8 protein-coding genes are annotated in these 12,512 nt (G+C 60.1%); 4 read left to right on the forward strand and 4 right to left on the reverse strand.

Features of this window, described 5'->3' with window-relative positions:
* Positions 1-11: 11 nt before the first annotated feature.
* A complete protein-coding gene (locus TU84_RS19720) occupies positions 12-1,223 on the forward strand; it encodes an amino acid deaminase (RefSeq protein WP_048372044.1) in 1,212 nt (403 codons plus the stop codon).
* Positions 1,224-1,297: 74 nt separating this feature from the next.
* Here the strand turns inward: TU84_RS19720 and TU84_RS19725 are convergent, their stop codons facing one another.
* Entirely contained in the window at positions 1,298-2,611 is a 1,314-nt protein-coding gene (locus tag TU84_RS19725) for an MFS transporter (protein ID WP_048372046.1), read from the reverse strand.
* Between the two features lie 158 nt (positions 2,612-2,769).
* Here TU84_RS19725 and TU84_RS19730 point away from each other — a divergent pair, with 158 nt between their 5' ends.
* The 3 genes from TU84_RS19730 (at position 2,770) to pssA (ending at position 6,616) form a co-directional block, all read left to right on the forward strand.
* On the forward strand, positions 2,770-3,867 hold the full coding sequence (locus TU84_RS19730; RefSeq protein ID WP_048372047.1) for a sugar diacid recognition domain-containing protein: 1,098 nt from the start codon (positions 2,770-2,772) through the stop codon (positions 3,865-3,867).
* Between the two features lie 120 nt (positions 3,868-3,987).
* Entirely contained in the window at positions 3,988-5,124 is a 1,137-nt protein-coding gene (locus TU84_RS19735; protein WP_048372050.1) for a glycerate kinase, read from the forward strand.
* 148 nt (positions 5,125-5,272) lie between these two features.
* Positions 5,273-6,616 carry a CDP-diacylglycerol--serine O-phosphatidyltransferase gene (pssA, locus tag TU84_RS19740; protein WP_048372052.1) on the forward strand — a complete coding sequence of 448 codons (1,344 nt, stop codon included), beginning with the start codon at positions 5,273-5,275 and terminating at the stop codon, positions 6,614-6,616.
* 69 nt (positions 6,617-6,685) lie between these two features.
* Here the strand turns inward: pssA and TU84_RS19745 are convergent, their stop codons facing one another.
* From TU84_RS19745 to TU84_RS19755, 3 genes are all read right to left on the reverse strand, one after another.
* Entirely contained in the window at positions 6,686-8,224 is a 1,539-nt protein-coding gene (locus tag TU84_RS19745) for an ArnT family glycosyltransferase (RefSeq protein ID WP_048372054.1), read from the reverse strand.
* On the reverse strand, positions 8,221-9,912 hold the full coding sequence (gene arnT / locus TU84_RS19750) for a lipid IV(A) 4-amino-4-deoxy-L-arabinosyltransferase (RefSeq protein ID WP_048372158.1): 1,692 nt from the start codon (positions 9,910-9,912) through the stop codon (positions 8,221-8,223). The genes TU84_RS19745 and arnT overlap by 4 nt, the downstream gene beginning before the upstream one ends.
* Positions 9,913-10,134: 222 nt before the next feature.
* Positions 10,135-12,246: a TonB-dependent receptor gene (locus TU84_RS19755; protein ID WP_409348744.1), complete on the reverse strand. Its 2,112-nt coding sequence runs from the start codon at positions 12,244-12,246 to the stop codon at positions 10,135-10,137.
* Positions 12,247-12,512 lie beyond the last annotated feature (266 nt).

Raw genomic sequence — 12,512 nt, forward strand, 5'->3', positions numbered from 1 at the left:
GAGGTATACCGATGCCACTCAACACAGCGCTGGTGCCCAAGGGCGCTGGCAAACGTGCCGACAATCTGGTGCGTGACGTCAGCTTGCCTGCACTGGTGATCCACCGTGCGGCGCTGGAACACAACATTCACTGGATGCAGGACTTCGTGACCCGCAGCGGCGCAGTCTTGGCCCCCCACGGCAAAACCAGCATGGCCCCGGCCTTGTTTCGCCGCCAACTGGAGCAGGGCGCCTGGGGCATGACCTTGGGCACTGCGGTGCAAACCCGTGCGGCCTATGCCGCCGGCGTGCGCCGCGTGCTGATGGCCAACCAGTTGGTGGGGCAGCCGAACATGGCACTGATAGCCGAGCTGCAAACGGACCCGGCGTTCGAGTTCTACTGCATGGTGGATCACCCGGACAACGTCGCGGCCCTGGGCGCGTTCTTTGCCGAGCGCGGCCAGCGTCTCAACGTGATGATCGAGTATGGCGTGGTTGGCGGGCGTTGCGGCTGTCGCACAGAGGAGCAAGTGCTGGCTCTGGCGGCGGCGATCAACGCCCAGCCAGCGCTGGCGTTGACGGGCATCGAAGGCTACGAAGGGGTGATTCGTGGCGACACAGCGATCAGCGAGATTCGTGCTTTTGCAGCGTCGCTGGTGCGTTTGGCCCTGCATCTGCAAAAAGACGGCGCCTTTGCTCTCGATAAACCGATTATTACGGCGTCGGGGTCTGCCTGGTATGACTTGATTGCCGAAGCGTTCGCCGCCGAGTCGGCCAGCGGGCGATTCCTCAGCGTACTGCGCCCCGGCAGCTACGTGGTTCACGATCACGGCATTTACAAAGAGGCGCAATGCTGCGTGCTGGATCGACGCAGCGACCTGCACGAAGGTCTGCGTCCGGCGCTGGAAGTCTGGGCCCACGTGCAATCGCTGCCCGAGCCGGGCTTTGCCGTTGTTGCGTTGGGCAAACGTGATGTGGCCTACGATGCGGGCTTGCCGATGCCGCTAAAACGTTACCGTGAAGGCGTAGTGCCTGCGTTGGGCGATGACGTCAGCGAATGCCGGGTCACTGCCGTGATGGACCAGCATGCCTTTATGACTGTTGCCCCGGGCATTGAGCTGACCATCGGCGACATCATCAGCTTTGGTACCTCACATCCGTGTCTGACCTTCGACAAATGGCGCGTCGGTTGCCTGGTGGACGAGCAGTTCAACGTGGTTGAACAGCTGAACATCGAGTTCTAACCGCTAAGAGCGAGCTTGCCTCGCGATCTTTTGATCTTAAAAATCAAAAAGATCGCGAGGCAACGGTATGAACATCAAGCGTTGGTCATGCCCCGGGTCATGCGCAAGGCGAGCAGGCTGCCACCGACAATCACGGCAGCCAGCATGTACAAGGCCACATCCGTAGAGCCGGTCGCATCTTTGACAAAACCGACCAGGTAAGGGCTCAAGAAGCCCGCCATCTGCCCCATCGAGTTAATCAAGGCCAGGCCACCCGCTGCCGCACCGGCGCTGAGCAGGGCGGTCGGCACCGGCCAGAACATCGGCAGACCGGTCAACGCACCCATGGTCGCGATGGTCAGGCCCAAAATCGCAATGGCTGGCTGGGTGGCGAAGTTGACCGCAATGATCAGCCCGATTGCACCCATCAGCATCGGCACCACCAAGTGCCAGCGCCGCTCTTTGCGCAGGTCGGCAGAACGCCCCACCAGCAACATGAACACTGCCGCCAGCAAGTAGGGGATCGCGCTGATCCAGCCAATGACCAAGGCGTCATTGAAGCCCAGGTTTTTGATGATCGACGGCAGCCAGAAGTTGATCGCGTACACGCCACTCTGAATGCAGAAGTAAATCAAGCCAAACGCCCAGATGGCCGGGTTCTTGAACACCGCCAGCAGCGAATCAGTCGCCGTGGAGGGCCGGTTGGCGGCGTCCAGTTGATGGTCGGCTTCCAGTACTGCGCGTTCGTGGGCGCTCAGCCATTTGGCATTGGCGAAGCTGTCGCTCAACAGGAAAATCGCCAGGCCACCCAGCAGCACGGTCGGAATCCCTTGCAGCAGAAACATCCACTGCCAGCCTGCAAAGCCACCCTGACCGGCAGCAAAATGGCTGAGAATCCAGCCGGAGAAAGGCCCGCCGAGCAAGCCGGACACCGGAATGGCCGACATGAACAACGCCATGATGCGACCACGGCGGAAGGTCGGGAACCACTGCGAGAGGTACAGCACCACGCCGGGGAAGAAGCCGGCTTCGGCGGCGCCGGTGAGTAGACGCAGGCCGTAGAACTGAGTTGGCGTGGTGACGAACATCAGGCAGGTCGAGAGCAGGCCCCAGGTGATCATCATCACCGCAATCCAGCGCCGTGGGCCGAAGCGGGTCAGCGCCAGATTGCTCGGTACGCCGCATAGTACATAGCCGATAAAGAAAATACCGGCGCCCAGGCCGTATACGGTTTCGCTGAACTTGAGTGCGTCGAGCATCTGCAGCTTGGCAAATCCAACGTTGACCCGGTCGAGGTAGTTGAACAGGTAGCAGATGAAGATAAAGGGGATCAAACGCAGGGTGATGCGCTTGTAGATGGCGTTTTTGTCGTCATCGCTGGTTAGCGTCGTGTTGGCGCTCTGTGACATCTTTTGTCTCTCTTTATTATGTTTTTTCACGATCCGAGGTTAACGTTGATCGCTGCATGAGTCTCGGTCACCTCGGCGTTGCTGTCTTTGTGCCAATGCACAGCCTTTTGGCCACCCGCCTGTGCCCATGAACAAATGTTTCCAAGGATTGTCACCCCATGTTTGAACTGGATCATGATCTGGCGCAGGACATCGTTGATCGAGCGATGGCCATTTTGCCGTACAACGTAAACGTGATGGACAGCCAGGGCCTGATTCTAGGCAGCGGTGAGCCAGAGCGCATTAATACACGGCACGAAGGTGCACAACTGGTCCTGGCCAACGGACGGGTGGTCGAGATTGACACGCAAACGGCCAAGCACCTCAAAGGCGTGCAGCCGGGTATCAACCTGCCGTTGTTGCTCGACCAGCGCCTGATTGGCGTGCTCGGCTTGACCGGCGAACCCGAGTTGTTGCGCACCTATGCCGAGTTGGTGCGCATGACCGCCGAAATGCTGGTGGGCCAGCGTCATCAGCAGGCCGAACAACAATGGCGGCGGCAGCGTTGCGATGACCTGGTGGCTTTATTGCTCAGTGATGCGGGCGACTCGCCCCGGCTGATTGATGAAGCCCAACAGCTGGGGCTTAAGCCACAGCTATCACGCATTCCGTTTTTGTTTGAACTGGGTTCCGGGCAAAGCGCCGAAGCCTTGAGCGCCTGGTTGCAGGCTCGCTACCCGGACAGCTGGTGCGTGACCCCGGGCACCGGTTCGTTGTTGTGGTGTCGCCCCTCGATCACCGCGCTGGACGACCTGCGTTTGCTAGAACGCCTTGATGGCCTGGGCTGGAACGTCTTGCGCGTTGCCGCAGGCGGTCAGGCCGATGGCTTGAAGGGCTTGCGCCGCTGTTATCGACGGGTCGGGGACTTGCTGGCTTATGGTCGGGATGTGTTGCCACAGACCCGGGTTTTAACGCTCAACCGTTATCGCTTGCCGGTGATGTTGTGGCGCCATCGCAACGATGATGCCCTCGAAGAGCTGTTAGGGCCGCTGCACAAAGTGGTGGCCAAAGACAGTAACGGCCAACTGATCTCAACACTGCGCAGTTGGTGCGAACACGACGGCCAGAGCCAGCCATGTGCCGATGCGCTGGGCATCCACCGCAACAGCCTGCGCTACCGTATGGAGCGTATTGCCGAGTTGAGCGGGGTTGATCCGTTAAGCCTCAACGGCATGCTGGCGCTGTACCTGGGGGTGCAATTGCTGCCACACAGCTAGCCTGCACAGCTGCGGTTGTAAAAATGAACAACAAACCCTGTGATTGCTTGTGCACCAGACCGGCGTGTTTGCAGCTGATTACTGGCAGCATGAAAGGCATAAGAACTGGAGATTCGCCCCATGAAAATCGTGATTGCCCCCGACTCGTTCAAAGACAGCCTGAGCGCTGAAAAAGTCGCCGATGCCATTGCTGCCGGATTCAGCGATGTGCTGCCGGATGCGCAGTTGATCACGTGCCCCATGGCCGATGGTGGCGAAGGGACGGTGGATGCGATTGTCGCCGCCGGTAACGGGCAACTGCGCCGTAATCGCGTGCAAGGGCCTTTGGGTGCTGCGGTCGAGGCCAACTGGGGCTGGCTGCCGGACAGCCGCACCGCAATCATTGAAATGGCCGAGGCCAGCGGTTTGCAGTTGGTCGCCCGCAATGAGCGCGACGCCTGCATCAGCAGCACGTTCGGGACCGGCGAGTTGATCAAGGCCGCGCTGGATGCAGGAGCCCAGCGCATCATCCTGGCCATCGGCGGCAGCGCCACCAACGACGCCGGTGCCGGTGCCCTGCAAGCGTTGGGTCTGGGTTTGTACGATGACCAGGACCAACCTCTGGCCCATGGCGGCCTGGCCTTGGCCAACGTGGCACGCATTGATCTGACCGGTCTGGACCCGCGTTTGAATGACGTGCGTTTTGAAATCGCGGCTGACGTCAACAATCCGCTGTGCGGCGAGCATGGCGCGTCAGCCATTTTTGGCCCGCAAAAGGGTGCCTCGCCTGAGCAAGTGCGCCTGCTGGATCAAGCCCTCGGGCACTTTGCCGATCATTGCGCCAAGGTCTTGCCCAAGGATGTGCGTGATGAGCCGGGTTCGGGTGCTGCGGGCGGGCTTGGTTTTGCCGCCAAAGCGTTCTTTGGCGCGCAATTTCGCGCCGGGGTCGAGGTGGTCGCCGAGTTGGTTGGTTTGTCCGAAGCGGTCAAGGGCGCAGACCTGGTGATCACCGGGGAAGGGCGTTTTGATGCGCAGACCCTGCGTGGCAAAACCCCGTTTGGTGTTGCCCGTATCGCCCAGGCCCACGGCGTGCCGGTGGTGGTTTTGGCCGGTACGTTGGGCGAGGGCTATCAGGCCCTGTACGCCCATGGCATACACGCCGCCTTCGCCTTGACCAGCGGCCCGATGAGCCTCGAAGACGCCTGCGCCCAGGCTGCGCAATTGCTCACCGACCGCGCGCGCGACATCGCCCGTTTGTTGACGTTGCGTAACCTGTAATCGCAGCCGGCCCTCTGTAGGAGCGAGCTTGCCTCGCGATCTTTTGATCTTTAAAAAGATCGCGAGGCAAGCTCGCTCCTACAGTTAATGCAGTTGCCAAGAATCGTGTAAGCTGTGCGGTCTTTTGCATTCGACCCTTGCGAGCCCTATGCCGTCGCTCTTCAAACGTTCCTTGTTGCCCAAACTGCGCAGTTTTCCATTGTCTGCCGATGCGTTCAGCATTTTGCCCAGCGCTGCCGAGTTCCGTCGCAGCCTGCTGGCGCATATCGCTGGCGCTCGTCATCGGATCACGCTGGTGGCCTTGTACCTGCAACAGGACGAAGCCGGCCAGGAAATTCTCGACGCCTTGCACGCTGCCAAAGCGGCACGTCCGGAACTTGAAATTGCGGTGGTGGTTGACTGGTTGCGGGCACAGCGCGGGCTGATTGGCGCGGGCAAGCAGCCCGGCAACGCGGCCTGGTATCAGGCGCAAACGGCGGCTCACGACAGCGAGGTGCCGATTTACGGCGTGCCGGTGCAAACCCGTGAACTGTTCGGGGTGCTACACCTCAAGGGCTTTATTGTCGACGACTGCGTGATCTACAGCGGCGCCAGCCTGAACAACGTGTATTTGCACAAGCTGGACAAGTACCGCTACGACCGTTATCACGTGCTGAACAACAAGGCGCTGGCGGATTCCATGCAGCACTTTGTTCAGCATGACCTGATTGAAGCCAAGGCCGTGCACCGCCTTGATCTGCCGTCATTGCCGACCACGCGCAGCCTGCGCAGCGCCATCGGCAACTTGCGCAGCCATCTGAAAAAAGCCAGTTACGACACCACACACGGCACGGTCGGGCACTTTGGCCTGTCTGTCAGCCCGCTGCTGGGCGTTGGCAAAAACAACCCGCTGAACCGGGTGGTGTGCGAGTTGATTGCCAGCAGTCAGCAGCAATTGACCATTTGCACGCCGTATTTCAACTTGCCGCTGCCCGTCACCCGCGAGATCAACCGTGCGCTGGAGCGTGGGGTGAAGATCGACATCGTGGTCGGTGACAAGACCGCCAACGACTTCTATATCCCGCCGAGTGAACCGTTCAGGGTGATCGCAGCATTGCCCTACCTGTACGAACTGAGCCTGCGTCGTTTTGCCAAAAGCCATCAGCGCCAGATCGACAGCGGCTTGCTCAACCTGCACCTGTGGCGTGACGGTGACAACACCTATCACCTAAAAGGCATGTGGGTTGATGACCGCTACACCTTGCTGACCGGCAACAACCTCAACCCGCGAGCGTTCCGCCTGGACCTGGAAAACGGCCTGCTGATCGACGACCCGCGTCGCGAATTGCTCGAACCCCGGCGCAAGGAACTGGAAGCGATCTTCGCCCACACCCAGCGCATCGATCACTTCAGAAATCTCGAAACCCTGACAGACTACCCACCCGCCGTGGCCAAGTTCCTGCGCCGCGTCAGCCGGGTACGAATCGAACGCCTGTTGTACAGGATTCTTTGAATCCAGCCGCAAGCGATAAGCCACAAGCCACAAGCCAACCGCTTAAAACTTGCCGCTTGCAGCTTCTAACTACAAGCTCCCGCCAACGGCGGGAATATACGCCACGCTCTCAGTCTGGCGGCGGTGCAGCAGGCGGTCGCCGTTATCGACCTGGCTGCTGACCACCTGATGATCCACGCTCAAATAGCCCAGCGGTAACGGGTCGCCGCTGCGGTGCTGGGCGAATATCAAGGTGCGTTCTGGATCAAAGTGATGGCCGCTGGTTTTATCCAGCCAGGCCATCAGGGCGGCGCTGTCACCCTGGCGCGGGTAGTCCTGATCTTCGCTGACAAAGTAAAACGGCTGATTGTCGTTTTGCACATACAGCGGCAGTTTGTTGTCGACTTCAATCATCACCATGCGCCAGTCGTCCCAAGGCGCTTGGGCACTGGCTTGGGCTTTGACGTCCTGACCAAATTGCATCACGCCGCCGCCACCGTTGGACCACGGGTAAAACACCCCCAGTACCAACAGCAGCAAGCCGCAACTCATCCCTAAGGCTATTTTCCAGCCTCGGCCCAAGGTTTTTTTGCGTTGCTGCAGGCGTCGGGCAACCCACCAGGCGCCGAGCAGTTGCGCGAAGGGCACCAGCGGCAGCACGTAATAGCTGCGGCGGCTGCCACTGGCGGTAAAGAACACAAACAACAGGGCCAGGCCCCAGACCAGCCAGCGGGCGTTTGGCTCTATATGCCGCCAGTTGCGCACTGCGACCCACAGAGCAATGATCCAGACCGGCGCCCAGGGCAGGGTGTAGACCGGCAAGTAGAGCAGGTAGGTGTAAATCGGCCCCAGGTTGTCGAAAGGCTGGAAGAAACGCACCACGTTCTCACGCAGCACCAGGCCCAACCCGCTTTGCCCGTAGTTGGCAGCGCCATAGAGGTGCGAAAGGGCAAAGGGTATGAGGTACACCGCCAGCGCGATGGCCAGGGCCGCACACAAACGCACGTTCACATGTCGCTTCCAGCGCTGCTCGCTCAGTACATGGGGCAGCAAGATCAGCCCCGGCAACACAAAACCGATCAGCCCTTTGAGTAATGAGCTCACGGCCAGCAACATGAAAAACACGCAGTAGCGGCTAAAACGGGTGTCATCAGGGCCCCGCCAATACCACCACACGGCGGCGAGCAAGCCGCACACGGTCAATATGTCGGCCGTAGCGACGCGCCCCCAGAACACAAAGTAAAACGTGCTGATCAGCATCCAGCCGGCGATCAGGCCTGCGGTCTGGCTGAACAGTTGTTTGCCGATCAGGTACACCAGCCACACACTCAACCAGGCGGCGATGACCGATGGCAGGCGCAATGACCAGTGATTCAAGTCACCGAGCACCCCGGCCGTCGCGGTGATCAGCCAGTAGGAGGGCAGCGGTTTGTCGTAATAGGCCGAGCCCTTGAGGTACGGGTCCAGGTAATCACCGCTTTGCAGCATTTGCAGGGCAATGTTGGCCCAACGGGTTTCCGGGCCCCAGAGTTCGCGCGAACCCAGACCGAGCAAAAGCATCAAGGCAGACACGCCCAGCAACAGCAGCAGCGCCCGGTGTTCTGAGGTCCAGCGTTGGATAACGGTCATTCAGGGTTGGCCTGAGGGAAGATAAAGATCGCCAGGTCGCCACGCTCATAGCGCTTGCCGCCCAAGGGCAGCATGTCGACTTCCTGAACCTCATGGGCCGAACGAGCACGCATCACCACGCCAACAGGGCCACGGGCTTGCGCTTCTTTCATCCACTCGCCGATGTTAGCCATATCAACCTTACGCGTAGCTGAATCGGCATAACCCAAGCCGTATTTGAGTTCGCCTTCGGTGTCGTACAGCGTCACGTCGGGGCGGTTCAGGCGCCACGAGAGTGCGGCGGCGCTGCCCAGTTCGTTGCTCAACAACGTGTGGGTCTGGCTCAGTTCTTGAACATGCTCAGCGATAAATTGATCGGGCATCTTGCTGTTGACCACGCTGGCGGGCATCGCCGCAGGCAACAACGCAACCAGCAGGCCCATGCCCAAAGCCGGTGCGGCCCACAACTGCAATGGCCGCATGGCTTGCAGCGCATTGGCCAGCAGCCAGCCCATCAGCACGATCAACCCCAACGACAGGCTGAACATCTCGGTGTTGGCGTAAACCGGGCGCGTCACTTGCAGGTAGATCAACCCCGTGAGTCCGGCCACGGCCAGCAGCGCGTTCAACAGCCCATTGAGGCGTATCACCGTGCCGCGCCCCTGATCGATCCAGGACATCAGCGCATGGCCCATCAGCAAGGCCAATGGCAGCAGGCACGGCAGGATATACGTTGGCAATTTGCCCTTGCTCAAGCTGAACATGGCCAGCGGCAGCAACAACCACAGCAGCAGGAAGGCGATACCCGACTGGCGTTTTTGCTTCCAGGCGTCGAACAGCGCCGCAGGCAGCAGCGTTGCCCACGGCAGGCTGGCGGCAAACAGGAGTGGCAGGTAGAACCACCAGGGCTGGATGTGCTGGGCATCGCTCGCGCTGAAGCGGCGGATGTGCTCGTTCCAGAAGAAGAACTGCCAGAAGTCAGGCTCCTGATGATGGATCGCCAGCGCCCAGGGCAAGCACACGGCGATTGCGATCACGACCGCCAGCGGCCCATAGCAAAGCATCTCCTTGATGCGCCGCTGCCACAGGGCAAAGGGCACGCCGACCAACACCGGCAGTAGCCAGGCGAGAAACCCTTTGGTCATGAAGCCCATGCCACAAGCCACGCCCAGCACACTCCAGGCCCACAGACGTGCGCGCTGGCTTTGAGCCGTGAAGGCAAACCACAGGGCAACCAGGCTCAGGTTGACCCAAAAAGCGAACTGCGGGTCGAGGTTGGCGTAGCCCGCTTCACCGGCAACCAGACCAAAGCTCATCAGTAGCAGCGCGCTGGCAAACGACTTGCGCGGGTCATGCCACAGCCGGCTGGCGAGCAGCCAGGCCAACCACACACTCAGCCCGGTTGTGAGTGCCGACGCAATGCGCACCCCGAACAGGTTGTCGCCGAACACGGCCTGGCCGATGCCGATCAGCCAATAGCCCGCAATCGGCTTCTCGAAATAACGCAGCCCCATGAAATGCGGCGTCACCCAGTTACCGCTTTGCAGCATGCTTTGACTGATCTGGGCATACCGGGTTTCGTCCGGGATCCACAAACCGTGGGTCATCAAGGGCACGAGATAAAACAGCATAAACGCCACGACCAGGCCGGGAATGGCCCAGCGCTCAAGGCGATTGCTCAGAGTTTGTCGAGAGGCTACAGCCGTCATGCTTTCCACCTGCAAAGTCCTTAATGGACGTCATTTATGGCGGGCACGTTAGAGGGCTGTGGGTGGAGGGGAGGTGAACTCAATGTGAAAAAAATGCAGCGTGCCGGGCGCTGCAAAACCTGTGGGAGCCGGGCTTGCCCGCGAATAAATCGACAAGGTGTGTCAGGCACACCGTGTTGTCTGCATCGCGAGCAAGCCCGCTCCCACACGAGTCGGGCGGGTTTAAAAGTCGACCGTAGCCGAGACTTTCAGTGCGCGCGGTTCGCCCTGGCTCAGGTAGCCGCCATTGGCCGACGCCCAGTAGCGGGTGTTGGCGACGTTTTCCAGGTTGGCCCGCAGTGTCACGGCACGCTGCTCAACCTCGAAGCTGTAACGTGCACCCAGGTCAAAGCGGTTCCAGGCCGGGATGCTCTGGGTGTTGGCCGCATCGACGTATTGGCCGCCAGTGCGCAGCATGCGCCCATTCAACGCGACGCCCTCAAGCCCCGGTACATCCCAGTCTGCACCCAGGTTGTACTGGAAGTTCGGCACGCCAATCGCCCGATTGCCATTGTTGGCGCCGTTTTTGGTGCCGCTGAGTTCGGTGTCCATCACGGTCGCACCGGCCAGCAAACGCAAGCCGTCCAGCGGCTCGCCATAGATGTTCAACTCAACCCCGCGATTGCGCTGGGTGCCTTGGCGGACGTAGGTGTTTTGCGCGTCGACATAGCCGTCGCTGGGCTGCTCGATGCGATATACCCCAAAGCTCGCGCCAAAGGTGCCTTTGTCGTACTTGATCCCGGCCTCAACCTGCTTGGAGCGTGCAGGCGCAAAGGCCTGCCCGCGGTTTGTCACTTCAGCACCGCCAGCGGTTGCCGGAGCGGTCGGGCCCTTGGCCAGACCTTCGATGCTGTTGGCGTACAGCGACACGTGTTCCCATGGCTTGAGGACGATGCCGTAGACCGGTGTGGTGATGGACTCGTCATAGGTGGCCGTGCGCGCGCCGGCGTAGCTCCAGCCGTCGACTTTCAGGTTTTGCCGACGCAGACCGTAGGTGACCAGAATACGGTCGTTCATAAAGCCCAGAGTGTCGGAAATTGCCATGCTGCGGTTGATGGTCTTGCCGACGATGCCCGGGTCGTTGATATCGCCGCCCACGTACGGGTAAACCGTCGGCTTGGCCACGTCGATTGGATGGTACAAGTCGTTGGCGAAACTGCCACTCAACTCATATGCCGAGCGTTGCTCTGTCCAGATACCCGTCACCCCGAGGTTGATTTGGTGGCTCACCGGGCCGGTTTGCAACGTGCCGCGCAGTCCTGCCATGGCGCTGCGGTTGTCTTCATCATGAGCGACAAACATGCTTGAAGCGGTGGTCGCGCCTGCGGTACTGCGCAGGGTCGGGGTGGAGTAGTTGCCTACTTCGCGGGTGTGCTTAGCCCCAGCGGCGGCATACAGGGTCCAGTGATCGTTGAGGTCATATTCGCCACGGGCCATGCCGTAGGTGTCTTCCAGCTCGGTGAAGGTCCACTTCTGGCTGTAATTGGTGTCGGCATCCGGGGCGTGGGGGATGCCGGTCAATGTGGCGGGGATATACACCGTGTTGCGATTGCCATTGATGCGCTGCTTTTGATAGCCAAAATCGGTCGACAGCCGCAAGCGATCACCCCGGTAATCCAGCCCCAGGGCAAACAGCTTGGTGCGCTGGCTTTCATCGTCGATGGCAGTATCGCCTTCGCGCTGGGCGATGTTCATGCGCACGCCAAATTCATTGCTGTCACCAAAGCGCTGGCCCAGATCGAGGTGTTCACCCACGCGGCCGCTGCTGGAAATATCCGTGCTAAAACGCCGGGTCGGGGTGTCCTGGGCGCGCTTGGGTTGCAAGTTGATGCCACCGCCGACGCCTGAACCGGTCGGAGTTACGCCATTAATAAAGGCATTGGGGCCCTTGAACACTTCAACCCGCTCAAGACTGTCGGTACTGATCACTTGGCGCGGTAATACGCCATACAAGCCGTTATAAGAAATATCGTCACTGTTCAGAGGCAAGCCCCGAATCACAAAAATCTGCGCCGCGTTGCCGTAGCCAAAGGACTGGCGCACCGATGAATCGTTTAGCAGCACGTCACCGATGTTTTCTGCTTGCTGGTCTTCGATCAGTTGCGCGGTGTAGCTCGACATGGTGAACGGCACATCCATCATGTCCTGATTGCCCAGCACGCCCAACTCACCACCCCGAGCGATCTGGCCGCCGCTGAATACGGTCGGCAGGGCGTTCTTGGGTAACTCATCGGCTGAAATGGCCGTGCTGTCCAGGGTCAGTACGGAAGTCGGGGCCTGATCGGTAGCAGCCATGCTACACAGCGAAGTACCCAGCAGGCCAAGCAAGGTGGCAGCCAGTGAAGTCAAACGAAACGGGGCGAGGGTGGTCGGCATCAGAATTCCGCGCAGAGTGAGAGAGATGTCGGCATCCGTGCAAACTTAAAGGCAAATGATATAGATTCTCTCTTGCATCAAAAAGCGAAACTTCACGCGCCTTTACATTAATTAACCTGATCGCCACTGCGGCGCTTATGACAATCAGGGATACGCTGCCTGCCTGAGTCGATTTGTCGCACCGC

It is taken from the genome of Pseudomonas helleri (assembly GCF_001043025.1).
GTDB lineage: Bacteria > Pseudomonadota > Gammaproteobacteria > Pseudomonadales > Pseudomonadaceae > Aquipseudomonas > Aquipseudomonas helleri.